Raw genomic sequence first — 26252 nt, forward strand, 5'->3', positions numbered from 1 at the left:
ATACCCCGGACTTGGGGCCGGGGCTACAGGGCCGAGCGCCAGGCGAGCGGCACTTTCAGGCTTTCATCGAGGTCAGCGACCAGCCCGCACATTTCGTCATGGACTGAGGTGTGCACAAGGTTGAATGGCAGAACCGGGAAGGCATGCAGCAGATCCCGCGCGTGCTCCACTGAGCGCAGCGTCAGCATATTGCCCTTGAGATCGCTCAACGGATACGCCGTCCCATGCATCCTCGCTTCCAACAGGTAAATGCCTCCTTCCATCGAGATCAGGTTCAGCTCGTCGACCTTTCTGGCGATGGCAAACGCGTTCAACTCTTGCAGGTTCATGGAAGCACCTCACACCGTGGCGAATCGCACCGTTAAAGGGATAGGCCGGCGCGCTTGAAAGCACAAGCCACAAACGAAACCGCCCGTCTGTTTCGCAACAGACGGGCGGTTTTTTTGCCTTGATCGGCTGATCAGTGCTTGGTGACCTTGTCCAGGTAACCCATGGCAAACGCGGACACCACAAACGTCATGTGGATGATCACGTACCACATCAAGTGCTCAGGATCGACGTTCTTGGCATCCATGAAGATGCGCAGCAAGTGGATCGAGGAGATAGCCACGATCGACGCCGCGACTTTCATTTTCAGCGACGACGAATCCATGGTGCCCAGCCAGCTGAGCTTCTCTTTGCCTTCGTCGATGTCCAGTTGCGAGACGAAGTTCTCATAGCCGGAAATCATCACCATCACCAGCAGACCACCCACCAGCGCCATGTCGATCAGCGACAGCAGCACCAGAATCAGATCCGATTCAGCCATGGCGAAGACGTTGGGCAGGATATGGATGATTTCCTGGAAGAACTTCAATGCCAGCGCCAGCAGACCGAGGGACAGGCCGATGTAGATCGGCGCCAGCAGCCAGCGGGTGGCGTACATTGCATTTTCGATAAAGCGTTCCATTGACTCTCACACAAGGGGCTGGAAATGGCGGCGAGTATAACAGCCCGCTGTGACAGCCAGAAACCGCCGGAAAATCCGCCACCTGCGTGTGTGTGACAAAGTTTTTCTGCTAGTGTCCAAAGCATTGACAGCCCAATGACAGTGGACAGGACGCGTGGAAATGGATGTGCGATCAGCCTTGACGACTGCCGGAATCTGCCTCGCCTTGCTCATCGGCGGTTGCTCGCCCGGCGATGAAAAGCACGTCGCCAACCTCGACGAAAAGACCGCCACCTTCGAACAGTCATTGGACACGATCAGCGATCCCAAGCTCAAGGACGCCATCACCGAACTCGGCGGTTCGCTGCTGTTGCTCGAACGCGCCCGGCTCAAGCTCGACGACATCACCCCGCACACCGAATACGGCGCAGACGCCCTCGCCGTGCTCAAGCACTACCCTACCCCGCAAGCGCTGGTCGATACCTTCATCAACGGCCTGTTCGTGCTGCACAAGGACGCCAGCTCGGATTACCTCACCGATCTGCAGCCGGTATTCCCGTTCAACCTGAACATTCCCGGCGGTTTTCTGTTTCCGCACGGCATCGAGTGGCACTCGGTGACGTTGAGCAACAAACGCGTGATCGCCTGGCAGCCGGAGTGGTCGGAGACCGACCCAGGCATTCAACTCAGCCCGTCCAGCTCCAACGTGACCAATCCCGATGACCTGACGGTGACCTACCCGTTCATCGATGGCCTCAACGTCGACAAGAAAAGCCTGCCACAACCGGTCAGCCTGCAAGGCCAGGTCGAGGTCATCGCGCCGCGTCGCCTGTACAGCTTTGACCTGACGCAGAAAGACGTCGGCCAGACCCGCACAAACGACAACCTCAGCGTCAAACTGCTCAAGCTGGAAAAGAACTATGCCGAGGTCGAAGTCAGCAACAGCCTGCCGCTGGCAGCGGAAGTCGCCGAAACCCGGATCAATCCGCTGATCGTCCAGGCCCGCGACGCCGGCGGCCAATATCTGGTGCGCGCCGGTTCGATCAACGAAAGCCCGGAGCAGGTCGCGTTCTACCAGAAACAACTGACGCAGTTACAGAAGCAGAAGAGCTGGAGCGACACCCTGGAAAAACAGCTCAGCGACGACCAGCAAGCCTTCGAGAAAGACCACCCGCGCCGCTACAACAAGGTGTATTTCCACGGCCCGATCGAGACACTGGAAGTCAGCGTGCTCGACTTCTCCTCGGCGACAGTGACGCGCCAATCCCTGGATCTGCCGGTGCGCACCTTCAATCCGCACACCACGGCCAAAGCCGTGCAGCCGCTGGACCTGCCAGTTGTGGTGTATGACGACCTCGCCGCCAACTGGCTCAAAGGCGCGGACCTGACCGAGGAACAATTGAAGGCCGGCGTGCGCATTCATCAATCGGTGGAAGAGCCGAGCGCGGCGCGTATCGAGTTTTCCCACCGCCGCACCTTCAATGACGAATTGCTTGGCGACGAACTCAACCCCGGCGTCAGTCCCGTGACCTTCTTCACGGAAAAGCGCGGCGGCAAACTCGATGAGCCGATCGAACTGCCGCCCGAGGCATATCAGGTCGATCCGCTATCAGCGACGATTACTTATGATCTGAACCTGTTTCCGGAAACCCCGGCGATTGCCGTCGGTTCAATGCCGTTATTTCTGGCCACGGTGGCCAAGCAATCCTACGACGCGCAGTCATTGCCCAAAGGCCTGGCGATCAAGGACAACACGCTGGTGGTCGACCTGAAAACCTTCCCGGCCAACGAATGGCGTTTCTTCGTCAAGGACGACAGTGGCCACTACCTCAAGCAGATTCTTTCGGTCAGCCACGACGCCAGCACCGAAGGCCCGGCGCTACTCGGCGTGCACTATTTTTACGGTCGCCCAACTCGCGTGGAAACCTATCAGCGCACCGACCTCGCCACCGTGCAATACGGCTTTGAGGTCAAGCTCGACAAGGCGCCGGTGGACCAGGCGCCTTAACCGTTGAGGCTGCGCCCACGACCGCCGTTGATCTGCCGTAGCTGGGCTTGCAAGTGCAAGCTCCAGATCTGCGGATCATTGGCCAGTTCGTAACCATGCAAGGTCAGGCTTTCAACGATGGTGTCAAGAATCGACTCGGCCGCGACCGGGCCGTGGAACGGTCCTTGGGCTTTTATCGCGGAAGGTTGTTCGCCGGCCATGCCGGCGGCGAAGAGCAGCGTCCACATGCCGTTGTCGCCGGCCAGCGGCTTGACGGCGCATTCGATCCGGGTCACCAGACCCAGGCATTGACGGGTGAGACAGAGGTTGCGCGACATGGCGGCGACCCTCGGTAAAGCCGGTATTCAGCCCCCACGGGAGGACTGGCTCGATCCAGTGATACTGTCGATATCCTTGACCTGAGAATAGAAGAAAAGTGTCCCGCGCAAGCCAAATGGAACCAGAAGGCGCCGAATGGTCATTGTGTGAATATTGGCGCCAGAGTAGTGGCACATTCCCCGAAGATCCCCGCAGAGATCAATCTGGAAAGAATTGTGGGAGCGAGCCTGCTTGCGAAGACGATGGATCAGCCAACTCATTCGTCGACTGATACAGCGCTTTCGCGAGCAGGCTCGCTCCCACAGGGTTTATTGCAAGCCTGTCAGGCCGGTTTGGCCTCGGCGAGAGCCTCCTGCGCCAGTTCCTTCTCGGCCTCTTTCAAGTCCTCTTCGCTGATCATCTCGGCGATATCGCGCAGGCGCTCGACCACTCGCGCATTGATGCTGCCTTCGGGGAATTCGCCATCGGCGTTCGGCTCCCCGGCCGGCTCACCCACCAGCAGGCTCAACGCCTCATCGGCCTGACGCACTGCATACACGTGGAACTGCCCGGCGCGCACGGCGGCGAGGACTTTTTCATCGAGCATCAAAGTGGCGACGTTGGCCTGGGGAATGATCGCGCCCTGCTCGCCGGTCAGGCCGCGTGCTTCGCAGAGGCGGAAGAAGCCTTCGATCTTCTCGTTGACCCCGCCGACTGCCTGCACTTCGCCGAACTGGTTGATCGAACCGGTGATGGCAAAACATTGCTTGAGCGGGGTTTTCGACAGCGCCGAAATCAGCGTGCACGCCTCACCCAGCGACGCACTGTCGCCATCGACGTAGCCGTAAGACTGCTCGAGCGCAATGCTCGCCGAGATCGCCAGCGGGAATTCCTGAGCGTAACGGCTGCCCAGATAGCCGGTGAGGATCATCACGCCTTTGGAGTGAATCGGCTGGCCGAGGTTGACCTCGCGTTCGATGTCGACGATACCGCTGCCGCCCGGATAGACCGTGGCGGAAATGCGCGCCGGCACGCCGAACGCCGAATCGCCGACCTCCAGCACTGTCAGCCCGTTGCACTTGCCGACTGCCGCGCCATCGGTGTCGATGAGGATGATCCCGGCGAGCATGTCGTCGAGAATCCGCGCCGAGACGCGCCCGGTGCGGGTGGCCTTGGCTTTCAGAGCGCGTTCGATATGGCCGGCGTCGGTCATTTCATCGCCGGCCAGATGGCGAATGAAATCCGCCTCGCTGACCAGTTGGAACAGATCGCCAATGCGCGCCGACAAGCGCCCCTGATGCTCGGCCAGCCGTGCGCTGTAGGTCGCCAGTCGTGCCACCGCATCGGCGGTCAGCGGCGCCATGCCTTCTTCCGAAGTACGGGTTTTCAGGAGCTGGGCGAACTGCTCGAGGCTTTCGTCGACCATCGGGATGTCTTCGTCGAAGTCGACCAGAACGCGGAACATCTCCTGGAAGTCCGGATCGAGATCCTGCAGCGTGTAATACAGCTGCCGCGCACCAATGATGATGACTTTGACCTGCAACGGAATGTGCTGCGGATTCAGGGTCATGGTGGCGAAGCGACCCATCTCGCCCAGCGGCGATTCCATTTTCAGTTTGCGCGATTGCAGGGCGCGTTTGAGCGCATCCCACACGAACGGCTCGCTGAGCATTTTTTCCGCTTCAAGAATCAGGAAGCCGCCATTGGCGCGGTGCAGCGCACCCGGACGCAACTGCCGGTAAGTGGTGTAGAGCGCGCCCTGATCGGTGGTGTACTCGATGCGGCCGAACAGGTTTTCGTAGGTCGGATGCGGCTCGAACACCACTGGCGCACCGCCGCTGGCCGGATGCCCGACCACCAGGCTCGGTGCGTATTGTTCTTCCAGCAACTTGCGCGCGACGGCGTCGGTCTTGCTGTCGTCGACCAGTTGCTCGACCACGGTTTTCAGCAGGTAGACCTGCATCGCTTGCAGGTAACCGCAGACCCCGGCGTTCTCCGCGTACTTCTCCGACAGCGGCGCCAGCAACGGCTGCAAGGCCAGGGTGATGGTTTCTTCGTTGAGCGAACGCAGTTGATTGTTCGACTCGCGCTTCCACTGCGGCAGGCTGGCGAGTTCTTCGTTCAGGCGTTCTTCGAGGCCGGAAATGTCATCGTGAAAACGCTCGCGCTCGGCTTCCGGCAACTGCGCGAATTCAGCTTCGTCCAGAGCCTTGCCGTCGAGCATCGGGGTGAAGGCGATATTGCTACTGTCGCGGTACAGGGCGACGTCTTTTTCCAGGGCCAGACGCTCGATGATGTCCAGCGCCTTGTCGTAGCGCTGATTGAAGGCGCGGTCGATTGCGCTTTTTTTCTGCTGGTAGGACGGGTGTTCGAAAACTGCCGGAAAAGTCGCCAGCAGGTTGTCGATCAGGCCGTTGATGTCGCCGATGAACGAGGCCGCCGTGCCCGATGGCAGCTCCAGTGCACGCGGTTCACGCGGCTCATCGAAGTTGTTGACGTAGACCCAGTCCGCCGGGGTCTGCAGGCGCTTGCCTTCGGCTTTCAGGTAGCGTTTGACGAACGAGAACCGGCCAGTGCCGGGCTCGCCCATGACGAATACGTTGTAACCGGGGCGTGGCATCGCCACACCGAACTGCAAGGCTTCGACCGCGCGTTCCTGGCCGAGCACACCGCGAAAGGGCTCCAGATCATTGGTGCTGGTGAAGCTGAACTGTTCAGCGGAAAACGGACGAGTCAGCGCTTCGGGCGCAAGACGCAGGCTGGCAGCAACAGGATCAGGCATCGGGCTTCCTTAACAATCAGGCGGGGCAGGTAGCGGCATTCTGGCGCTGCCCGTGCCCCACTGGCAAGGCGCGCCACATGACAAAGCATAGACAAGCGCGCGGCGGGCCGACGCGTCCCGATAAATCAGAGGTTTATTCCAAATATTTTGCAAAAAGTCACGGAACCGCTGGAACGTGCCTAAACTCCAAACTGCGCGGCTGGAACTAATACCGGCCCACTGACACTTTCGGCTTTGTCCTCGGGCAGAGCGCGAAGGGCCAGAACCCTGTCCATTGGTATGCACATAAAGAGAACAAAGCTATGAAACGGATTCTTCTCGGTACTCTCTTCACCGCTGTATCCATCAACGCAATGGCGCAAGCCCCGGGCGGCCCCGATTGCGGTTGGGGCAACATGCTGTTCGAAGGTCAGCGTGGCACTCCGGCGCACTTCCTTGCTTCCACCACCAACGGCACTTCCGGTAACGCTACCTTCGGTATGACTTCCGGCACCAACGGCTGCTCGACCAACGCGTCCCTGACTTATGGCGGCAAATCCTGGTTCGCCATGAATGGCATGATGAACGAGCTGTCCGAAGACATGGCCAAAGGCAACGGCGAAGCGCTGACCACCTATGCCGTGGTACTGGGCGTAGCACCGGAAGATCGCGCGCATTTCGCGCAAGTGACCCACGAGCACTTCCAGCAGATCTTCAGCAAGGCTGACGTGACCGCTGAAGACGTGCATACCAACACCCTGGCAGTACTGAAATCGGACCCACGTCTGGCCAAGTACGCAACTCAGGCTTAAGCTCGACCCCGCCCGCTTCCTTCGGGAAGCGGGTTTTATTTTGATTACGGTCTGTGGCGAGGGGATTTATCCCCGTTCGGCTGCGAAGCAGTCGTAAAACCTGTGCATGCGATGTATCCGATGCATTGGTGACACAGCTTATGGGGCCGCTTCGCAGCCCAGCGGGGATAAATCCCCTCGCCACAGGGTGCAGTGATTACCCCCGATCCGGGATTTTTTTTCTTTCGACTTAAGTTGCCACCTATGCTCAAACGCCTTGCCTGGCTGGCGCTCTGTGTCTGCGCCCCGCTGTCCGCCGCGCCTCACATCGATCCTCAACGTTTGCAGCAACTGGCCAACGACCGCTTCTGGATTTCCCTCGGTCATTACGAAACCGCCAAGCTTGGCGGCTGGCGCAGCTATGTCAGCGACAAGAAGTTCTTTCTCGCCGCCGATGGCAACGAGCATCCGGACCGCGAACTGGCCGCCACCGTGCAGGCGCTGTACGCCCCGGCCAGCCTCGGCGAGCAACACGCACAATGCGTATACCCGGCGCGTACACGCTGGCTGAAAGCGCAGCTCAATCTCGCTGACCTGCCAGCGCCGGAATGCGCCGAATACAGGAAATGGTTCAAGGACGTCTCGCCGCACAGTGCGGTGATGATTTTCCCGGCGGCGTATCTCAACAGCCCATCGTCGATGTTCGGCCACACCCTGCTGCGCATCGATCAGGCGGATGTGCAGGCTGATAAAACCTCGCTGCTCAGCTACGCGATCAACTTCGGTGCCTACATCGAAGGCTCGGACAACAGCATTCTGTATGCCTGGAAAGGCTTGATGGGCGGCTACCCGGGGCTGTTTGCGCTGGTGCCGTATCAGGAAAAACTCTCGGAATACCGCAGCCTGGAAAACCGCGACCTGTGGGAATACCGGCTCAATCTGACTCAAGAAGAAACCGCACGCATGGTCGAACATGTGTGGGAGCTCAAGCAGATCCAGTTCGACTATTTCTTCTTCGACGAAAACTGCTCCTATCGCTTGCTGGAACTGCTGCAAGTGGCGCGGCCGAGCCTGCGCCTGACCGAACAATTCCCGCTGACCGCGATCCCCACCGACACCGTCAAAGCGGTGAAAGAGGCCGGGCTGGTCGAGCACATCGAATATCGCCCGTCCCGCGAACGTGAACTGCTCAGCCGCGCCGAGCCGTTGAGCGATGATGAACAGCAATGGGTGCTGAAAGTCAGCGCCGATCAAAAAGTCCTGCAAGAGCCAGCGTTCAAAGCCCTGCCGCGCGCACGTCAGGCGCTGATCGTCGACGCCGCCTATCGTCTGGAGCGCTACCGCGCCAACGGTCAGGAGCGCGACCCGCAACGAGCGCAGCGCAGCTTCGAACTGCTGCGGGCGATCAACAAGAACCCGGCGCCGGAGCTGGAAATTCCGCAACCCGGTCTGCCCGAAGATGGCCACGAGTCCCGCACCTGGCAGGCCGGACTCGGTACGCGCGGCGATCGCGCGTTCGGCGAATATGGCCTGCGCATGGCTTATCACGACCTCAATGACAACGCCGAAAGCTTCCCCCTCGGCGCGCAGATCGAGATCCTGCAACTGAAGCTGCGTCAATACGAAGGCAATGACTGGCAGTTGCAGCAACTAGACCTGGCGACCATTCGTTCGCTGACACCGCGCAACGAGCTGCTGCAACCATTGTCGTGGCAAGTCACCGGTGGCCTTGAGCGCGTGCCGGGCAAGCATGACGACGAAACGCTGGTCAGCCATGTCAACGGTGGCGGCGGCGGCACATGGCAGTTGGGCGAAGACGTTCTCGGCTTCGCTCTGGGCACGGTGCGGGTGGAACACAACAACGACTTCGCCGAGTTTGTTTCCCCGGCCGGTGGCTTCAACACCGGCGTGCTGTGGAAAAACCCGCTGGGCAATCTGAGCCTGGAAGCCAAGGGCGACTACTTCTTCAACGGCGAAGTGCGCCGCAGCCTGAGCCTGAATCAGCAGTGGGAGCTGTCGCGCAACCTCGGTCTGCGCTTGAGTGCGCAGCGTGAATTCAGCCAGCTCGCCAGCCCGGAAACAGAAGTCATGCTTGAAGTGAAGTGGTATCACTACTGATCCCCGCACACAGCACAAAACCAATGTGGGAGCGAGCCTGCTCGCGAAAGCGGTGGGTCAGTCAATAGTAGTGTTGCCTGACACGACGCCTTCGCGAGCAGGCTCGCTCCCACACGGGCTTTTTGGTGTGCAATGGATTTTTCACAGGCCTTCGACAGCCGCCTCATGAATCGCCTTCTAGACTTCCCGTATCAGCCGAAAACCGGCGCGGGAGAGTGCGATGTGGCGGTGCGTGGGGTTGTTGGGCGTTGTATTGGCGCTGGGCGGTTGCCAGACCACCCATGAAGACTTGATCGCCAAGGGTTATCCACCGGCCTTCGCCGACGGTTTCGATGACGGCTGCATCAGCGGCCGGCAAGCGGCGGGGTCGATCAGCGGCGAATTTCGCAAGAACGTGCCGCGCTATCTCAAGGATAAGCAATACGCCGAAGGCTGGGTCGACGGCTTCCGCCAATGTCAGGCGATGCTCGAAAACAAGGATCGCGAGCAATATCGCAACGAACATTGGGACGAACGCGAACGCGCCTGGCAGCAGCAGAAGGACCAGGACGCCGGGCGGGCTTATCGCTCACAATAGGTCGCTTGCAGACATCCATTGAAACCAAATGCCGGCAACCATGGCCCAAATCCTTTAAGAGGAGGACTTCATGAGTCGCGCATTCGTCAACGAAGACAACGCCGCCGCGCAGGCCGATCAGCCGGTCGAACGTCAGGTCAGCACGCAGCCAAATTATGTCACACCGCAGGGCCTGGCGCAGTTGCAGGCCAAGGTCGCCGAATTGCAAAGCCAGATCAATGATCGAAGCACCAAGGGTGAACTTGCAGACAAGCAGCGCCAGGCCGACCTTGAGCGGGACTGGCGGTATTTCAATCACCGCCTGCAAAGCGCTCAAGTGGTGTCTTTGTCCGCATCGGCCGACAAAGCGCGGATCGGCACATGGGTCACCTTTGCCAATGAGCATGACCAGCAGCAACGAGTGCAATTGGTAGGCGAGGACCAGGCGGATGCGACGCAGGGCCTTATCAATTGGGGCTCGCCGTTGGGGCAGGCGTTACTCGGTACCAGTGTTGGAGATGAAGTGTTGTGGAGTCGACCTGCTGGTGATTGCCTGATCGAGGTGCTGGATCTGCAGAACTCCTTGCCCGTTTGAATACCTTTTCCGAGCGCCCGGCAAGGCGCAAGGCAGGATGCCGGTATCTATGACGTTTCGGACGGCGGATTCTTCCCGGAGATAAACAGCGCCAGGAACACAAGAAAAAATAATCCGCCACTGAAGATCATGGCGGTAAGCGAATTGAACAGCAGAAATATCAAAGGGACAAAAACACAGGCTTGAAGTGTGGCAATATCAGACATGACCGTTAGCCGAAGTATACATACGATGACAAGTGTGTATAAAAAGCACCCTGCAAATCCAAAATTCAGATAAGCATCAATAAAGTACGCTGTATTCGCCGAGCCTGTCGCGGTTTCATTTTGCCCCCACTGAAAACTGAAAACTTCTTTCTCAAGATTTATTTTTTCCTCCCCCAGGATAGCGGCAACTACCGAAATACTACGCCCGAATGTGAACTCACCATTCATGATCTCATGCTGATATCTTAGCCATTCATGCGCTGTTATATAAGGAATGTAAAAAACCCTGTTGAGGATGTATTCAACCTGGCTATTCCCTCTGAACATATTATATTTTTCGGGAACTGTAAGAGCCGCCTGTCTCAGACTTCTGTCTTTACTGGATTGATTCCCCGAACCGATCTGTTCAGCAGCCCCGGCTGTGTACGAATCATCGGCCAAGCCCCCGCGTGCCAGAAAGGAGGTGGTGCCAATTGCTGCTATTGTCAGCAGGAGTACGAGTGCGGCCATTCTGTAATTGCGTTTTTGCGTAAAGAAATAAAAAAGCGGCAGCAGGGCCAAAACACTCAAGCTTTTCTCCAGCGTGAGCATCAATGAGAACAGAGACATCAGAAGCACGGCATGTCTTAACCTGCTATTACCCTGATACAGAATGCACACAGCGAATGGCATCAGGAACGAGCGAAACATGGAATACAAGTAATTCAATACAACTTCGAACCCGACTCTTGCGCGTAAAAAAGTTTCCCTGCCTTCGGCAACGGCCTGTACATCCAAGCCCCTGATTGAGTCAAAAAGGGGTATGGAAGATGCCGTGTATGACACATACACCATTAGCACGAAATAACTGCCGGAAACCCACAATGCCAACTTGCGCATTCCGACGTATTTCTTCTTCCAGGAATAAATAAAATCAAGTACCAGCACATCAATCCTTGATATCCAGAAGAACAGATAAAGGATTGTGCATATCACCGAGAGCAAGAGAACAACGGAGGCTTTAGGATCGTCACCCTTGAGGAACGAAATCAGGGCTGGCACCGTGTAGAAAGCCGTAATACCCAGAGGCAGCACCGAAGGCAGGAACAACCTGGTTGCCAATGACTTATCCACAGGCAGGGAGTTGCCGAGAGCCAGAGGTTTTTCATTGGCGAACATTCGCGAAGCCTCGCGTGACAGGAGATAGGAACGCGAGACTTTGCACGGACGAGAAAGGGAAAGAAGTCAGGCAAATCTGAGAGTGATGTAGGAAGTGTCGCCGCGGGACCCGGCGTCTATCATCGAATCGTCGATCGACCGCAGTTGCTCATTGAGCAGGTGTTGAAATGAGTGACAACCTGTTAAAAAAGCAAGCCAGTTCAGGTTTCATGGGGCCAATTGCTGGCCGGAAGAGGTGTCACCGAAGCCGGCATGTACCCCGGCATCAATCATCGCCCGGGTCGCAACGACCCGGGCGAGACATATTTCAGACCTCGGTTTTCAGTCAACCGGTCAGGCCTGAAGGCACGTTTTCAAGCAAGCCACCCAATATCAGGCCAGTTTCTTGTGGCGTACCCGGTGCGGCTGGGCCGCTGCTTCGCCGAGGCGTTTCTTGCGGTCGGCTTCGTACTCGGTGTAGTTGCCTTCGAAGAACACCGCTTGCGAGTCGTCTTCGTACGCCAGGATGTGCGTGGCGACACGGTCAAGGAACCACCGATCGTGGGAGATCACAATCGCCGCGCCAGGGAAGTCCAGCAGCGCTTCTTCCAGCGAACGCAGGGTTTCCACGTCGAGGTCGTTGGATGGTTCGTCGAGCAGCAGGACGTTGCCGCCCTCCTTCAGGGTCAGCGCCAGGTGCAGACGACCGCGCTCACCGCCGGAGAGGTCCTTGACGAACTTCTGCTGGTCGCCGCCCTTGAAGTTGAAGCGACCGACGTAGGTGCGCGACGGAATCTCGTAGTTGCCGATGCGGATCTGGTCGGAACCGTCGGAAATCTGCTGGAACACGGTCTTGCTGCCGTCGAGGTCTTCGCGGCTCTGGTCGACGCAGGCCAGTTGCACGGTTTCGCCGACTTCGATGGTGCCCGAATCCGGCGTTTCCTTGCCCATCAGCATGCGGAACAGCGTCGATTTACCGGCACCGTTACCGCCGATCACGCCGACGATGGCGCCCTTCGGCATGGAGAACGACAGGTTGTCGATCAGCACGCGATCGCCGTAGCCCTTGGTGACGTTCTTGAATTCGATGACCTTGTCGCCCAGGCGTGGACCGGCCGGGATGTAGATCTCGTTGGTCTCGCTGCGCTTCTGGAATTCCTGCGATTGCATTTCTTCGAAGCGTTGCAGACGTGCCTTGGATTTCGACTGGCGGGCCTTGGCGCCTTTGCGCACCCACTCCAGTTCTTCCTTCATGGCTTTTTCATGAGCCGACTGCTGCTTGGATTCGGCCGCCAGACGATCGGACTTGGCTTCGAGCCAGCCCGAATAGTTGCCCTCGTAAGGGATGCCCGCGCCGCGGTCGAGTTCCAGAATCCAGCCGGCGACGTTGTCGAGGAAGTAACGGTCGTGGGTGATCGCGACCACGGTGCCCGGGAAGTCGTGGAGGAAATGCTCCAGCCACGCCACCGAATCGGCATCCAGGTGGTTGGTCGGTTCGTCGAGCAGCAGCATGTCCGGCGCGGACAGCAGCAGACGGCACAGGGCGACACGACGCTTTTCACCACCGGACAGGTGTTCGACTTTCGCGTCCCAGGCCGGCAGACGCAGCGCATCGGCGGCGACTTCCAGCTGACGCTCGAGGTTGTGGCCGTCGCTGGCCTGCAGGATCGCTTCGAGCTTGGCCTGTTCAGCAGCAAGCTTGTCGAAGTCGGCATCCGGGTCGGCGTAGGCCGCGTAGACTTCGTCCAGGCGCGCTTGCGCATCCTTGATCACGCTGACCGCTTCCTCGACCACTTCACGCACGGTCTTGGTCGGATCAAGTTGCGGCTCTTGCGGCAGGTAACCGATGTTCAGGTCCGGCATCGGACGGGCTTCGCCTTCGAACTCGGTGTCGACGCCGGCCATGATTTTCAGCAGCGTGGATTTGCCCGAACCGTTGAGGCCGAGCACGCCGATCTTGGCGCCGGGGAAGAAGGACAGCGAAATGTTCTTGAGGATTTCCCGCTTCGGCGGAACAACTTTGCCCAGCCGATGCATGGTGAAGACGTATTGAGCCATGGAGAACCTTGGGTCAGTGACAGATGAATGATTGGAGCGCAGGCGATGCCTGGCCAGACCGGTGCGCGTCGTTCACTTGAGGGTCATCAATGCGTGCGCGCGGAAAAAAAGTCTGATTCTAGGAGCTGGAACGCCCCCGCGTAACCGGCAAAGCTACCTTAATGACCGATGGCAGTCCAGCCGAGAGGGGCTGGCACTTCGCCACGAGTCAAGGCATGCTAGCCGCCCTTCGGGCGTCCGGCTTATAGTGCACGTCGCGCCAGTCCAGCCAAATCGCAGGATCACAGCTTGACCAATGTCACTCCGCCAGCCTCTGTGAGCAGCACCCCACCGGCGCCCGGCTCGCCCCTGCGCGGGACATTGAAGGGGGCGCTGGCCACCCTCGTGCTGTTATTGCTCGCGTTGCTGTTCTGGCAACTGCTCGATCAACTGCGTGAAACCCAGAAAAACCAGCGCCAGTACACCATCGATTACACCGCCGACCTCGCCGCTCAGGTCAGCCTGAACATGGCGCTGAATGCGCAAATCGCCCTCAATCTGCTACCGATCGTCGAACAACCGCAAACTGCCGACGAACAGCAGATGCTCCTGCGCAAACTGCAACGCTCGCTGCCCGACCTGCGCAGCATGGCCCTGCTCTCGCCCTCCGGCCGCATCATCAGCGACAGCGCCGCCGACAGCTCCGACGCCGATTACCTGACTGAACTGGTGCGCCGCAGCCGCGCCCAGGCGCATTACTTCAGCAATGCCGATGACGGCTCGGTAGTGCATCTGCTGCTGCATCAGGCCAGCGGCAGCAGTCGCGGTTACTGGGCCTTGCGCCTGACGCCAACCTTCTTCGACGCTCTGACCAAACAGGACGCCACCACCCTGCGCCCGTTGTGGCTGGTGGAAAACCGCCTCAATCACCAGATCATAAGCCGCGACGCTGCGCTGACGTCAGCCAAGGCCGGCGTGCTGACCCCGGACGATGTGGCGAACACCGTGCTGACCGTGCCGCTGAGCAGCAGCGACTGGCAACTGCGCGGGCTGTTCGACCGCCAGCGCGTACTGGAAGAATTGCTGCCGGCGTTCATCGGCAAATGCCTGCTCGGCCTGGCGTTCTCGATGCTGCCGGTGATCGCCCTGCTGAACATGCGTCGGCGTCAGCGCCAGGTGCATGAAGGCCGGCGGCGTTATCAGGATATTTTCGAAGGCACCGGCGTGGCCTTGTGCGTGCTTGACCTGTCTGGGCTCAAGCAGATGTTCGACAAGGTGCAGATCCAGACCAGCGACCAGCTCGAGGCCTGGCTCGACCAACCGCAGCAGCGCCAGCAACTGCTCGGGGAAATGCGCGTCACCGAGGTCAATCAGGTCGCCCTGCAACTGCTCGATGTGCACTCCTGCGACGATGCCTGGCAGTTGCTGATCGACGGCCAGCGCCACCCGCAGTGCGCGATCGGTCAGCAGATCCTCGACGCCGTCCTGCAACAGCAGAAACAGCTGGAACTGGAAATCAAACTGCCCAACAGCAACGGTCGCGATCAGCACCTGTGGATGGTCCTGCGCCTGCCGAGCGAGCAGCACGACTATAAAGCGGTGATTCTCAGCATCAACGACATCACCAGTCGCAAGCTGATCGAGTTGTCGTTGCTGGAGCGCGAAGGTTTCTGGTCGGACGTGGTGCGCACCGTACCGGATCATCTGTATGTGCAGGACGTGATCAGCCAGCGGATGATTTTCAGCAACCACCACCTCGGCCAGACCCTGGGCTACAACCGTACTGAACTGCATCAGATGGGCGAGTACTTCTGGGAAATCCTTCTGCACCCGGAAGACGCCGACTATTACCATCGTTCGCGACAGTTGCAGCGTCACGCCGGTTACAGCCAATTGTTGCAATGCCAATTGCGCTTCCGCCATCGCGATGGCAAGTGGCGGCGCTTCGATATCCGTGAACAGGCGCTGGCGCGGGACAAGCACGATCAAGTCACGCGCATCATCGGCGTGGCCAAGGACATCACCGAACAGATCGAGGCGAGCGAATCGCTGCGTGACAGCGAGCAGCGCTACCGCATGCTCGCCGAGAGCATCAGCGACGTGATTTTCTCCACCGACAGCAAGCTATCGCTGAACTACGTCAGCCCGTCGGTGCAGGCGGTGCTCGGTTACAACGCCGAATGGATTTTCCAGAACGGCTGGCAATCGATCATCGCCAATCCCGGGCAACTGAACGGCATTCATGTGCTGATGGACCGCGTCAGCAAGGCGCTGGACAAGCCCGAGCAACTGGCATTGCTGCGCAGTCAGGTGCAAACGCAGCTGTTCCTCTTCGATTGCCTGCGCGCCGACGGCCGCAAGATTCCGATCGAACTGCGCCTGGTGCTGGTGTGGGACGAACACGGCGCGTTCGAAGGCGTGCTCGGCGTTGGTCGCGATATCAGCCAGCAGCGCCGTGCCGAAAAAGATTTGCGCATGGCCGCCACGGTATTCGAGCACTCGACTTCGGCGATCCTGATCACCGACCCCGCTGGGTACATCGTCCAGGCCAACGAAGCGTTCAGTCGGGTCAGCGGCTACAGCGTCGGCGAAGTCCTCGATCAATTGCCGAACATGCTCACCGTCGACGAGCAGCAGGACGCGCACTTGCGCTACGTGCTCAAGCAGTTGCACGAGCACAGCACCTGGGAAGGCGAAGTGTGGATGAAGCGCCGTAACGGCGAGCATTACCCCGCTTGGGTCGGCATTACTGCCGTGCTCGACGACGAGGGCGATCTGGCCAGTTACGTGTGTTTCTTCAGCGACATCAGCGAGCGCAAGGCCAGCGAGCAGCGCATTCACCGCCTCGCCTATTACGACGCCCTCACCCACCTGCCGAACCGCACGCTGTTCCAGGATCGTCTGCACACCGCGCTGCAAGCGGCCGAACGGCAGAAGTCGTGGGTGGTGCTGATGTTCCTCGACCTCGACCGTTTCAAACCGATCAACGACTCCCTCGGCCACGCCGCCGGCGACCGCATGCTCAAGGACATGGCCACGCGCCTGCTGGCCTGCGTCGATGACGACGACACTGTGGCGCGCATGGGCGGCGACGAATTCACCCTGCTGCTGCAGCATCGCTCCAACCGCGAACTGGCGCTGAACCGGGCGATTCACGTGGCCGAGCAGATTCTCGCCAGCCTGGTGCGGCCGTTCGTGCTCGAGGGCCGCGAGTTTTTCGTCACCGCCAGTATCGGCATCGCCCTGAGTCCGCAGGACGGCAATGAACTCAGCCAGTTGATGAAAAACGCCGACACGGCGATGTACCACGCCAAGGAACGCGGCAAGAACAACTTCCAGTTCTATCAGGCCGACATGAACGCCAGTGCGCTGGAGCGTCTGGAACTGGAAAGCGATCTGCGCCATGCGCTGGAGCAGAACGAATTCGTCCTGTATTACCAGCCGCAGTTCAGCGGCGACGGCAAGCGCCTGACCGGCGCTGAAGCGCTGCTGCGCTGGCGCCATCCGCGTCGTGGGCTGGTGCCGCCGGGGGATTTCATTCCGGTGCTGGAAGAGCTCGGTCTGGTGGTGGACGTTGGCGACTGGGTCATCAGCGAGGCCTGTCGACAGCTGAAAACCTGGCACCAGCAACGGGTGCGGGTGCCGAAGGTGTCGGTGAACATTTCCGCACGGCAGTTCTCCGACGGCCAGTTGGGCACGCGAATCGCGACGATCCTGCGCGAAACCGGCCTGCCGCCGGCGTGTCTGGAGCTGGAACTGACCGAAAGCATCCTGATGCGCGAAGTCAGCGAGGCGATGCAGATTCTTGCCGGGCTGAAAAACCTCGGCCTGAGCATCGCAGTCGATGACTTCGGCACCGGTTATTCATCGCTGAACTACCTCAAGCAATTCCCGATCGACGTGCTGAAGATCGACCGTACTTTCGTCGACGGCCTGCCGTCCGGCGAACAGGACGCGCAGATCGCCCGGGCGATCATCGCCATGGCCCACAGCTTGAACCTGGCGGTGATCGCCGAGGGCGTGGAAACCCATGAGCAACTGGACTTCCTGCGTGAGCATGGCTGCGATGAAGTGCAGGGATATCTGTTCGGCCGGCCGATGCCGGCGGGACGGTTTGAAGCGCAGTTCAGCAATGACGCGCTGTTCATGTTCGACTGAAGATTTGCGGCGCGGCCTTCGCGAGCAGGCTCGCTCCCACAGGGGAATGCATTTCACATGTGGGAGCGAGCCTGCTCGCGAAGGGGCCGGGAAAAGCACCGCACATCTGTCATGAACGCCACTTGTCTGCGACATGACGTCGTTTCATATGTCATCCAAAAGCGGTTGGGTTAGAATGCCCCCCTTTTCTGCCCCCCCGATCCTTGAGGACCGCCATGTTCAGCCGTGATTTGACTATTGCCAAGTACGACGCCGACCTTTTTGCCGCCATGGAGCAAGAAGCTCAGCGTCAGGAAGAACACATTGAGCTGATCGCTTCGGAAAACTACACCAGCCCAGCGGTGATGGAAGCTCAAGGCTCGGTCCTGACCAACAAGTACGCCGAAGGCTATCCGGGCAAGCGTTACTACGGTGGTTGCGAATATGTGGACGTGGTTGAACAACTGGCCATCGACCGCGCCAAGGAACTGTTCGGCGCCGACTACGCCAACGTTCAGCCGCACGCCGGTTCGCAAGCCAACGCCGCTGTTTACCTGGCTCTGCTGCAAGGTGGCGACACCATTCTGGGCATGAGCCTGGCCCATGGTGGTCACCTGACCCACGGCGCCAGCGTTTCCTCCTCGGGCAAGCTGTACAACGCCGTTCAATACGGTATCGATGCCAACGGCCTGATCGACTACGACGAAGTCGAGCGCCTGGCAGTCGAGCACAAGCCGAAGATGATCGTTGCCGGTTTCTCTGCCTACTCGCAGATCCTCGACTTCCCGCGCTTCCGCGAAATCGCTGACAAGGTCGGCGCTTACCTGTTCGTCGACATGGCTCACGTCGCCGGTCTGGTTGCCGCTGGTGTCTATCCGAACCCGGTGCCGTTCGCTGACGTCGTGACCACCACCACCCACAAGACCCTGCGCGGTCCACGTGGCGGTCTGATCCTGGCTCGCGCCAACGCCGAGATCGAGAAGAAGCTCAACTCCGCAGTATTCCCGGGCGCCCAGGGTGGTCCGCTGGAGCACGTGATCGCCGCCAAGGCAATCTGCTTCAAGGAAGCGCTGCAGCCTGAGTTCAAGGCTTACCAGGAACAAGTGGTGAAGAATGCTCAGGCCATGGCCGAAGTGTTCATCGCGCGCGGTTTCGACGTAGTGTCCGGCGGTACCAAGAACCACCTGTTCCTGCTGTCGCTGATCAAGCAGGACATCTCCGGTAAAGACGCCGACGCCGCACTGGGCAAAGCGTTCATCACCGTGAACAAGAACTCGGTGCCTAACGATCCACGCTCGCCGTTCGTCACCTCCGGCCTGCGCTTCGGTACTCCGGCTGTGACCACTCGCGGTTTCAAAGAGGCTGAGTGCAAAGAGCTGGCCGGCTGGATCTGCGACATCCTGGCTGACCTGAACAACGAAGCGGTGATCGACACCGTTCGTGAAAAAGTCAAAGCCATCTGCAAGAAACTGCCGGTGTACGGCGCTTGATGCGACGATAAACCCGCAGCATGAAAAACCGGCCAAGTGATTGGCCGGTTTTTTTTCGTCTGAATGAAAGATCAAAAGATCGCAGCCTTCGGCAGCTCCTACAGGGAGATCGCATTTCAGATGTGAGAGCTGTCGGAGGCTGCGACATTTGCTGCTGGACCACCGGTCAGACCGGTCATGCCAATTTCATGATTCCCACTTGTAATCAGGAAAAACCCAAGCCTAGACTGCGCCTGCACTGGACATACCGGTAAGACCACAATAATTAAGTCCTGAATCCGCTGCGCCACGCGTACGGCAGCCAGGACACCGACCCAGGATTTCCTCCCATGCTCAGATGGTGCTCGCGCTCAATCTTCCTTCAAGTGGTTCTCGGACTGATGCTCGGCATCGTCTGCGGGCTGACCCTTCCTGAATACTCCGCCCAGCTGAAACCGCTCGGCGATGGCTTCATCAAATTGATCAAGATGCTCATTGGCCTGATCGTGTTCTGCGTGGTGGTCAGCGGCATCAGCGGCGCGGGCGATCTGAAGAAGGTCGGGCGCATCGGCCTCAAGTCGGTGATCTATTTCGAAGTGCTGACCACCATCGCTCTGGTGATCGGTCTGGTGTTCGCCTTTAGCACCGGCATTGGCAGCGGCGCGAACATTCATCTGGAGCAGCTCTCCAGCGCCGACATGGGCGACCTCGCCGAGCGCGGCCAGCACATGCACACCACCACGCAATTTCTGATGGACCTGATCCCGACCTCGGTGATCGGCGCCTTCGCTGACAACAATATTCTGCAAGTGCTGCTGTTTTCGGTGCTGTTCGGCAGTGCGCTGAATCTGGTTGGCGAGGCCGCTTCCGGGATTTCGCGGCTGATCAACGAACTCAGCCATGTGATCTTCCGCATCATGGGCATGATCGTGCGTCTGGCGCCGATCGGCGTGTTCGGCGCCATCGCCTTCACCACCAGCAAATATGGCCTGGATTCGCTGCAGCACCTGGGCAGTCTGGTGGGTCTGTTCTACCTGACCTGCGTCGCCTTCGTCGCGCTGATCCTCGGTCTGGTGATGCGCGTCTCCGGTCTGCGCATGTGGCCGCTGCTCAAGTACCTGCGTGAAGAACTGCTGATCGTCATGGGCACTGCCTCTTCCGACGCCGTGCTGCCGCAGATCATGCGCAAGCTCGAACATCTCGGCATCGGCAGCTCCACGGTCGGCCTGGTGATCCCGACCGGGTATTCGTTCAACCTCGACGGTTTCTCGATTTACCTGACCCTGGCCATCGTGTTCATTGCCAACGCCACCGGCACGCCACTGGCGATGACCGACTTGCTGACCATCCTGCTGGTGTCGCTGATTACCTCCAAAGGCGCTCACGGCATTCCCGGTTCGGCGCTGGTGATTCTCGCCGCGACGCTGACGGCGATCCCGGCGATTCCCGTAGTCGGTCTGGTGCTGGTGTTGGCCGTGGACTGGTTCATGGGCATCGGCCGCGCTCTGACCAATCTGATCGGCAACTGCGTCGCCACCGTGGCCATCGCCCGCTGGGAAAAGGACATCGACGTGCAGCGCGCCAACAAAGTGCTCAACGGCGAACAGGGGTATAACTTTCAACCGCGAAAAACCGTCGCTCAGGCGGCGGCCAAAGAATTTTGAATGAGTGCCGTGCCTGCCAATGCGCAGGCACGGCGCCGGGAGCCAATACGTGATTACAACGTCAACCGTCGTCAACTCAGTGGTGGAAAAACTCCGCGCCGCGTTGGCCCGTGGCCAGTGGCGCACAGGCGACATGCTGCCGGGCCAGCGCGAGCTGGCCGAACAACTGGGCATCAGCCGGCCAAGCCTGCGCGAAGCGGTGATCGTCCTCGAAACCCTCGGCCTGGTGCGCTCGATGCCGGGCAAAGGCGTGATCGTCCTCGATGCGCAACTCAGCGACAGCCAGAGCCACGACAGCGCAGTCGCCGGGGCCAGTCTCGAAGACGTGCTGCAACTGCGCTACACCCTTGAGCCGTTCATCGTCGGTCTGGTTGCACAATCGATCAGCAGCAAGGAAGTCGGCCAGTTGCGCCTGACCCTGATGGACATGCGCGAAGCCCTCGAGGCCGGTGACAGCGAAGCCGGGGTCAGCGCCTACATCGCCTTCCACGAAGAACTGTTCACGCTGACCTCGAACCCGATTTTCCAGAGCGTGGTACAGCAGACCAGCAACGCCCTCAAGCAAAGCGCCGAAGTGTTGCGCAATTCCCCGGAACATCTGGCCGAACGCCTCGAAGAAAACGAAGCCGTGGTCCGCGCGATCCGCAGCAAGAACAGCGCCCAGGCCAGCGCCGAAATGCGTCGGCACATCCTGCGCGAAGGCCAGCGCATGGGCGTTGAGCTGAACATCCCGGACGACAACCTGCCCACCTGATTTGCCAGGAGAACGGCCATGAACAGTTTCGCTTCAGCGTCCCACGCGCAATCGACCGCCCTGCCCGTCTCTCGCCTGGGCACGCCGACGGAAGATCTGTATCCGCGACTGCTCGATGCGATCCTCGAGCAGCGTATCGATGAAGACAGCCGGTTCACCGAGGACAGTCTGAAGGCGATGTTCAATTCCAGCCGTGCCGATGTGCGGCGGGTGCTGACGCAGTTGTGTCATGAACAGATCGTGGTATTGCGCGCCAATCATCGGCCGCGAGTGGCGGCGCCGGACCGGGAATTGATTCGGCAGACCTTGCATGCGCGGCGGCTGGCTGAGAACACCTTGGTGCGGTTGGCCTGTCAGCGTCCGCGTGCAGATCAACTGACTGGCCTGCGCACGTTGATCGAACGTGAGAAGCGCGCCATCGAGCAGGATCGGCGCGGAGCGGCGATTCGATTGTCGGGTGAGTTTCATCTGCAGTTGGCGCGGATGGCGGGAAATTTGCCGCTGGCGCATTTTCTGCGCAGTCTGGTGCCGCTGACGTCGTTGGCGATTGCGCGAAGTCAGTGTTCGACGCGCAGTTGTTGCGCATGGCAGGAGCATTTGGCGCTGGTTGAGGTTGTGGAGCGAGGTGATGTTTCCAAGGCCGGCATGTTGATGAATCGGCATCTGGATCATCTTGAGCAGACGCTACTGGGTTCAGACCATGGGCATTGTGCTGTCGGCTAGATCGCCTTCGCGAGCAGGCTCGCTCCCACAAAAGACCGCATTCTGTCAGGAGGAATGCAATCCTCTGTGGGAGCGAGCCTGCTCGCGAAGAGGCCCTCTGAGCTGTTGAAATATCAGGCTTGTTGCGCCGCTACCCGGGCAAAACCCACCCGAATCTTCTCTTCCGGCAAATCATCGGCAATAAACACGATCACACTCTCCCGCGCCTCGCCCTCGGCCCATTCGGTGTCCCAGTCGAAACCGTAGAGTTTCAGCACACCCTGAAACACCAGGCGCCGGCCTTCGCCAGCAATGTTCAGCACGCCCTTGTAACGCAGCAATTGCTTGCCATGCTCTTCCAGCAGTTCGTTCATGAACTCGCTGAGCTGATCGATATCCAGCGCCTGATCGGTGCGCAACACCAGGCTGGAGATGCGATCGATCGACGGTGCCTTGCTCACCGGACGAAGGCTCAGACCACCGCCGAGGTCAGCATTGAGGTTGAAGCCGCGCACATCCAGCAGTTCGGCCAGATCGATGTTGCCATGCTCGACCACGCGGATCGGCGCGCGGCGGTTGATTCGCGTAAGGCGCTCGCTCAGCGCAGTGAACGTCGGTTCATCGACCAGATCGGTCTTGCTCACCAGCAAGCGATCGGCGAAACCGATCTGCGCCTGGGCAATGGTCTGGGTCAGGTGCACGTCGGCGTGAGCGGCGTCGACCAGGGTGATGATGCCGTCGAGCAGATAACGCTCGCGCAGCTCTTCATCGATGAAAAAGGTCTGCGCCACCGGCGCCGGATCCGCGAGACCGGTGCACTCGATCACCAGACGATCGAAGGCGATCTCGCCACTGTCCAGGCGCTCAAGCAGCAAGTACAGCGCCTTGGTCAGGTCGGTGTGAATGGTGCAGCAGACGCAGCCGTTGGCCAGGGTCATGACTTGCACCGGCTCATCACCCAACAGCTGGGTGTCGATGCCGGCGTCGCTGAATTCATTTTCGATCACGGCGATTTTCAGGCCGTGCTCGGCTTTCAATAAATGACGCAGCAAGGTGGTCTTGCCGGCGCCGAGGAAACCGCTGAGAACCGTTACCGGAATGGGAGAAGACAAAACTCGATCTCCTGAAAAGAACACAAAAACAAATGTGGGAGCGAGCCTGCTCGCGAAAGCGGTGTGTCAGTCAAATCATTCATCAACTGACACTCCGTATTCGCGAGCAGGCTCGCTCCCACAGGGGATTACCTCAACCGCAGGCTGTCAGCTCAACAGCACTTCGGCCCACCCTTGCCACCGTAACGGGCTTCCTGACGTTCGCGAAAGAACATCTCGTAGCTCATCACCGGTTTGTCCGGGTGTTTGGTTTGCATATGCTCGACGTAGGTGTCGTAGTCGGGCATGCCGACCATCAGGCGCGCGGCCTGACCGAGGTATTTACCGAGGCGACTCAGGTCATTGAACATGCTGCAATCCTCTGGTTACGCATCCGGCAGGGCCTGGAATGGCGATTCTTTATCCGTACGCTCTTTCTTGCCCCAGGCGGCGATGCCGACCTTGAGCGCATAGAACAGGATGCTGAACACCACGAACAGGAACAGCGCGGTGAGTGTGGCGTTGGTGTAGGCGTTGAAGATCACGTGCTGCATCTGCTCGACGCTTTTTGCCGGTGCCAGCACCTGACCGTTGGCCAGCGCATCGCTGTACTTCTTGGCCAGGGACAGGAAGCCGATCGCCGGGTTGGCGTCGAACAGCTTGATGAAGCCAGCAGTTGTGGTGCAGATCAACAGCCAGGTGGCCGGCAACAGGGTGACCCAGATGTAGCGCTGGCGCTTCATTTTGATCAGGACCACGGTGCCAAGCATCAGCGCGATACCGGCGAGCATCTGGTTGGAGATGCCGAACAATGGCCACAAGGTGTTGATGCCGCCCAGAGGATCGATCACGCCCTGATACAGCAACCAGCCCCACATCGCCACACAACCGGCGGTGGCGATCAAGTTGGCGCCCCACGATTCGGTGCGTTTCAGCGCCGGTACGAAGGAGCCGAGCAGGTCCTGCAGCATGAAGCGGCCGGCACGGGTGCCGGCGTCCACAGCGGTGAGGATGAACAGCGCTTCGAACAGGATCGCGAAGTGGTACCAGAACGCCATGGTGTTTTCACCCGGCAGGACACTGTGCAGGATCTGCGCAATACCGACCGCCAGGGTCGGCGCACCACCGGCGCGAGCCAGAATGGTGGTTTCGCCGATGTCATGGGCAACCGCTTGCAGCGCTTCCGGCGTAATCGCAAAGCCCCAGCTCGTGACAACCTGCGCCACCGAAGCGACGTCACTGCCGACGACTGCGGCCGGGCTGTTCATGGCGAAGTACACGCCCGGCTCGATCACCGAAGCGGCAACCATGGCCATGATCGCCACGAACGATTCCATCAGCATGCCGCCGTACCCGATGTAGCGGGCGTTGGTTTCGTTATCCAGCAGCTTCGGCGTGGTGCCCGACGAGATCAGCGCGTGGAAACCCGATACCGCGCCGCAGGCAATGGTGATGAAAAGGAACGGGAACAGACCGCCCTTCCACACCGGGCCGGTGCCGTCGACGAACTGGGTCAGCGCCGGCATTTTCAGCTCGGGCATGGTGATCAGGATGCCGATCGCCAGGGCGACGATGGTGCCGATCTTGAGGAAGGTCGACAGGTAGTCACGCGGCGCCAGGATCAGCCACACCGGCAGCGACGCGGCGACGAAACCGTAACCGACCAGCATCCAGGTGATCTGCACACCGGTGAAGGTAAAGGCTTTGGCCCATACCGGATCGGCAGCGATCTGCCCGCCCAGCCAGATCGAGCCGAGCAGCAGCAACACACCGACCACGGAGATTTCGCCGATGCGGCCCGGACGGATGTAGCGCATGTAGATACCCATGAACATCGCGATCGGGATGGTCGCCATCACGGTGAAGATGCCCCAAGGGCTCTCGGCGAGGGCCTTGACCACGATCAGCGCCAGCACCGCGAGGATGATGATCATGATCAGGAAGCAGCCGAACAGCGCGATAGTGCCGGGGATCCGGCCCATTTCTTCACGCACCATATCGCCCAGGGAACGGCCGTTGCGTCGGGTCGACATGAACAGGACCATGAAGTCCTGCACCGCGCCCGCCAGCACCACACCGGCTATCAGCCAGAGTGTGCCGGGCAGATACCCCATCTGCGCCGCCAGCACCGGACCGACCAGTGGCCCCGCGCCAGCGATGGCCGCGAAGTGGTGACCGAAAAGAATGTGTTTGTTGGTCGGCACATAGTCCAGACCATCGTTGTTGAGCACGGCGGGGGTGGCCCGACGTGGATCCAGTTGCATCACGTTGTTGGCGATGAACAGACTGTAGTAACGGTACGCAACCAGATAAATGGCCACGGCAGCGACCACAATCCACAAGGCGTTGATCGCCTCGCCGCGGCGCAATGCCACTACGCCCAGGGCGCACGCTCCTACGATTGCCAGCACGAGCCAGGGTAAGTGGCGCAGCAGGCTATTATTATTTTTCATTTTATTATTCCAGCCAGGGTGGACAAGAAAGACAGCCACCCCGAGTTTAGCGCTTACGGCGCCAAAGGCCATACCCCGACATAGGTCTAGACGCTTGAGCGATTGGCTGGCGCCCGCATTCGCGGTCTATAGTCAGCGAACCTTCATGAGGATTGCGCCATGAGCGAGCACCCCGCCAATCGACGTCGTTTCAAACGTATTGCGTTCGATGCCCGAACCGAGCTGAAACAGGGCGAGTACATTTGGCCGGTCAAACTGATCGACCTGTCGCTCAAGGGTCTGTTGATCGAACGACCGGAGCCGTGGCTCGGGGATAAAGAGCAGGACTTCTTAGTCGACATTCATTTGAGCGAAGACGTCGATATCGAGATGGACGTGCATCTGGCCCACGAGGAAAACGGCCACTTGGGGTTCATCTGCCGGCATATCAGCCTGGAGTCGATCCAGCGCCTGCGCCGATTGATCGAGTTCAACCTCGGTGATCCGCAGGAGCTTGAGCGGGAATTGGGTGCGCTGATCGAAATCTGATCAAAACCGGCCCACTGTAG

20 protein-coding genes are annotated in these 26252 nt (G+C 59.6%); 11 read left to right on the forward strand and 9 right to left on the reverse strand.

From position 1 onward, the window contains the following. Positions 1-23: 23 nt before the first annotated feature. Together PspCFBP13508_RS21280 and PspCFBP13508_RS21285 are read right to left on the reverse strand one after the other, a co-directional pair. Entirely contained in the window at positions 24-329 is a 306-nt protein-coding gene (locus PspCFBP13508_RS21280) for a DUF6482 family protein (protein WP_122506670.1), read from the reverse strand. 131 nt (positions 330-460) lie between these two features. Next, a complete protein-coding gene (locus PspCFBP13508_RS21285; protein ID WP_016773116.1) occupies positions 461-949 on the reverse strand; it encodes a TIGR00645 family protein in 489 nt (162 codons plus the stop codon). 160 nt (positions 950-1109) lie between these two features. Between PspCFBP13508_RS21285 and PspCFBP13508_RS21290 the strand changes: the two genes are divergently transcribed. After that, a complete protein-coding gene (locus tag PspCFBP13508_RS21290; protein ID WP_137215620.1) occupies positions 1110-2936 on the forward strand; it encodes a hypothetical protein in 1827 nt (608 codons plus the stop codon). Here PspCFBP13508_RS21290 and PspCFBP13508_RS21295 read toward each other — a convergent pair. Both PspCFBP13508_RS21295 and PspCFBP13508_RS21300 read right to left on the reverse strand, forming a co-directional pair. Then, positions 2933-3253: a hypothetical protein gene (locus tag PspCFBP13508_RS21295; RefSeq protein ID WP_137215621.1), complete on the reverse strand. Its 321-nt coding sequence runs from the start codon at positions 3251-3253 to the stop codon at positions 2933-2935. The two genes, PspCFBP13508_RS21290 and PspCFBP13508_RS21295, sit on opposite strands and share 4 nt — an antisense overlap. Positions 3254-3576: 323 nt before the next feature. Continuing rightward, a complete protein-coding gene (locus PspCFBP13508_RS21300) occupies positions 3577-6015 on the reverse strand; it encodes an ATP-binding protein (RefSeq protein ID WP_024014367.1) in 2439 nt (812 codons plus the stop codon). A 302-nt stretch (positions 6016-6317) separates the two neighbouring features. Between PspCFBP13508_RS21300 and PspCFBP13508_RS21305 the strand changes: the two genes are divergently transcribed. The 4 genes from PspCFBP13508_RS21305 to PspCFBP13508_RS21320 all read left to right on the forward strand — a co-directional run bounded on the left by PspCFBP13508_RS21305 (position 6318) and on the right by PspCFBP13508_RS21320 (position 10054). After that, positions 6318-6806: a DUF3015 domain-containing protein gene (locus PspCFBP13508_RS21305; RefSeq protein WP_016773112.1), complete on the forward strand. Its 489-nt coding sequence runs from the start codon at positions 6318-6320 to the stop codon at positions 6804-6806. A gap of 243 nt (positions 6807-7049) precedes the next feature. Continuing rightward, complete coding sequence (locus tag PspCFBP13508_RS21310; RefSeq protein WP_137215622.1) at positions 7050-8903, forward strand: DUF4105 domain-containing protein; 1854 nt, start codon at positions 7050-7052, stop codon at positions 8901-8903. A gap of 220 nt (positions 8904-9123) precedes the next feature. After that, positions 9124-9480, forward strand: a complete 357-nt coding sequence (locus tag PspCFBP13508_RS21315) for a hypothetical protein (RefSeq protein WP_137215623.1) — start codon at positions 9124-9126, stop codon at positions 9478-9480. 70 nt (positions 9481-9550) lie between these two features. After that, positions 9551-10054: a GreA/GreB family elongation factor gene (locus PspCFBP13508_RS21320; RefSeq protein WP_137215624.1), complete on the forward strand. Its 504-nt coding sequence runs from the start codon at positions 9551-9553 to the stop codon at positions 10052-10054. Positions 10055-10101: 47 nt separating this feature from the next. Here PspCFBP13508_RS21320 and PspCFBP13508_RS21325 read toward each other — a convergent pair whose 3' ends face one another. Together PspCFBP13508_RS21325 and ettA are read right to left on the reverse strand one after the other, a co-directional pair. Then, entirely contained in the window at positions 10102-11418 is a 1317-nt protein-coding gene (locus PspCFBP13508_RS21325; RefSeq protein WP_137215625.1) for a hypothetical protein, read from the reverse strand. Positions 11419-11790: 372 nt separating this feature from the next. Beyond that, on the reverse strand, positions 11791-13455 hold the full coding sequence (ettA, locus tag PspCFBP13508_RS21330; RefSeq protein ID WP_003228391.1) for an energy-dependent translational throttle protein EttA: 1665 nt from the start codon (positions 13453-13455) through the stop codon (positions 11791-11793). 288 nt (positions 13456-13743) lie between these two features. Between ettA and morA the strand changes: the two genes are divergently transcribed. The 5 genes from morA to PspCFBP13508_RS21360 all read left to right on the forward strand — a co-directional run bounded on the left by morA (position 13744) and on the right by PspCFBP13508_RS21360 (position 22181). Continuing rightward, positions 13744-17592 (forward strand): cyclic di-GMP receptor MorA, encoded by a 3849-nt coding sequence (morA, locus tag PspCFBP13508_RS21335; RefSeq protein ID WP_137215626.1) that lies wholly within the window; start codon positions 13744-13746, stop codon positions 17590-17592. A 215-nt stretch (positions 17593-17807) separates the two neighbouring features. After that, complete coding sequence (gene glyA / locus PspCFBP13508_RS21340) at positions 17808-19061, forward strand: serine hydroxymethyltransferase (RefSeq protein WP_130912498.1); 1254 nt, start codon at positions 17808-17810, stop codon at positions 19059-19061. Between the two features lie 329 nt (positions 19062-19390). Further along, positions 19391-20704: a C4-dicarboxylate transporter DctA gene (locus PspCFBP13508_RS21350; RefSeq protein WP_110603140.1), complete on the forward strand. Its 1314-nt coding sequence runs from the start codon at positions 19391-19393 to the stop codon at positions 20702-20704. A gap of 49 nt (positions 20705-20753) precedes the next feature. Beyond that, the gene (locus tag PspCFBP13508_RS21355) at positions 20754-21458 is read left to right on the forward strand and encodes a FadR/GntR family transcriptional regulator (protein WP_130912630.1); all 705 of its coding nucleotides are present in this window, start codon (positions 20754-20756) and stop codon (positions 21456-21458) included. A gap of 18 nt (positions 21459-21476) precedes the next feature. Continuing rightward, a complete protein-coding gene (locus PspCFBP13508_RS21360) occupies positions 21477-22181 on the forward strand; it encodes a GntR family transcriptional regulator (RefSeq protein ID WP_137215627.1) in 705 nt (234 codons plus the stop codon). Positions 22182-22294: 113 nt separating this feature from the next. Here PspCFBP13508_RS21360 and yjiA read toward each other — a convergent pair whose 3' ends face one another. The 3 genes from yjiA to PspCFBP13508_RS21375 form a co-directional block, all read right to left on the reverse strand. Then, the gene (gene yjiA, locus PspCFBP13508_RS21365; RefSeq protein WP_137215628.1) at positions 22295-23272 is read right to left on the reverse strand and encodes a GTPase; all 978 of its coding nucleotides are present in this window, start codon (positions 23270-23272) and stop codon (positions 22295-22297) included. Positions 23273-23424: 152 nt separating this feature from the next. Beyond that, positions 23425-23622 (reverse strand): YbdD/YjiX family protein, encoded by a 198-nt coding sequence (locus tag PspCFBP13508_RS21370; protein ID WP_003228401.1) that lies wholly within the window; start codon positions 23620-23622, stop codon positions 23425-23427. Between the two features lie 15 nt (positions 23623-23637). Then, entirely contained in the window at positions 23638-25704 is a 2067-nt protein-coding gene (locus tag PspCFBP13508_RS21375) for a carbon starvation CstA family protein (RefSeq protein ID WP_016773099.1), read from the reverse strand. Between the two features lie 159 nt (positions 25705-25863). Between PspCFBP13508_RS21375 and PspCFBP13508_RS21380 the strand changes: the two genes are divergently transcribed. Further along, positions 25864-26232 (forward strand): PilZ domain-containing protein, encoded by a 369-nt coding sequence (locus tag PspCFBP13508_RS21380; protein ID WP_130912633.1) that lies wholly within the window; start codon positions 25864-25866, stop codon positions 26230-26232. The last annotated feature ends 20 nt before the right edge of the window (positions 26233-26252 follow it).

The sequence above is a fragment of the Pseudomonas sp. CFBP13508 genome (assembly GCF_005233515.1).
GTDB lineage: Bacteria > Pseudomonadota > Gammaproteobacteria > Pseudomonadales > Pseudomonadaceae > Aquipseudomonas > Aquipseudomonas mercuritolerans.

What these genes read in the sequence shown, in the direction of transcription:
- PspCFBP13508_RS21280 (WP_122506670.1), bottom strand. Translation starts at nt 329, where the DNA reads ATGAACCTGCAAGAGTTGAACGCGTTTGCCATCGCCAGAAAGGTCGAC.
- PspCFBP13508_RS21285 (WP_016773116.1), bottom strand. Translation starts at nt 949, where the DNA reads ATGGAACGCTTTATCGAAAATGCAATGTACGCCACCCGCTGGCTGCTG.
- PspCFBP13508_RS21290 (WP_137215620.1), top strand. Translation starts at nt 1,110, where the DNA reads ATGGATGTGCGATCAGCCTTGACGACTGCCGGAATCTGCCTCGCCTTG.
- PspCFBP13508_RS21295 (WP_137215621.1), bottom strand. Translation starts at nt 3,253, where the DNA reads ATGTCGCGCAACCTCTGTCTCACCCGTCAATGCCTGGGTCTGGTGACC.
- PspCFBP13508_RS21300 (WP_024014367.1), bottom strand. Translation starts at nt 6,015, where the DNA reads ATGCCTGATCCTGTTGCTGCCAGCCTGCGTCTTGCGCCCGAAGCGCTG.
- PspCFBP13508_RS21305 (WP_016773112.1), top strand. Translation starts at nt 6,318, where the DNA reads ATGAAACGGATTCTTCTCGGTACTCTCTTCACCGCTGTATCCATCAAC.
- PspCFBP13508_RS21310 (WP_137215622.1), top strand. Translation starts at nt 7,050, where the DNA reads ATGCTCAAACGCCTTGCCTGGCTGGCGCTCTGTGTCTGCGCCCCGCTG.
- PspCFBP13508_RS21315 (WP_137215623.1), top strand. Translation starts at nt 9,124, where the DNA reads ATGTGGCGGTGCGTGGGGTTGTTGGGCGTTGTATTGGCGCTGGGCGGT.
- PspCFBP13508_RS21320 (WP_137215624.1), top strand. Translation starts at nt 9,551, where the DNA reads ATGAGTCGCGCATTCGTCAACGAAGACAACGCCGCCGCGCAGGCCGAT.
- PspCFBP13508_RS21325 (WP_137215625.1), bottom strand. Translation starts at nt 11,418, where the DNA reads ATGTTCGCCAATGAAAAACCTCTGGCTCTCGGCAACTCCCTGCCTGTG.
- ettA (WP_003228391.1), bottom strand. Translation starts at nt 13,455, where the DNA reads ATGGCTCAATACGTCTTCACCATGCATCGGCTGGGCAAAGTTGTTCCG.
- glyA (WP_130912498.1), top strand. Translation starts at nt 17,808, where the DNA reads ATGTTCAGCCGTGATTTGACTATTGCCAAGTACGACGCCGACCTTTTT.
- PspCFBP13508_RS21350 (WP_110603140.1), top strand. Translation starts at nt 19,391, where the DNA reads ATGCTCAGATGGTGCTCGCGCTCAATCTTCCTTCAAGTGGTTCTCGGA.
- PspCFBP13508_RS21360 (WP_137215627.1), top strand. Translation starts at nt 21,477, where the DNA reads ATGAACAGTTTCGCTTCAGCGTCCCACGCGCAATCGACCGCCCTGCCC.
- PspCFBP13508_RS21370 (WP_003228401.1), bottom strand. Translation starts at nt 23,622, where the DNA reads ATGTTCAATGACCTGAGTCGCCTCGGTAAATACCTCGGTCAGGCCGCG.
- PspCFBP13508_RS21375 (WP_016773099.1), bottom strand. Translation starts at nt 25,704, where the DNA reads ATGAAAAATAATAATAGCCTGCTGCGCCACTTACCCTGGCTCGTGCTG.
- PspCFBP13508_RS21380 (WP_130912633.1), top strand. Translation starts at nt 25,864, where the DNA reads ATGAGCGAGCACCCCGCCAATCGACGTCGTTTCAAACGTATTGCGTTC.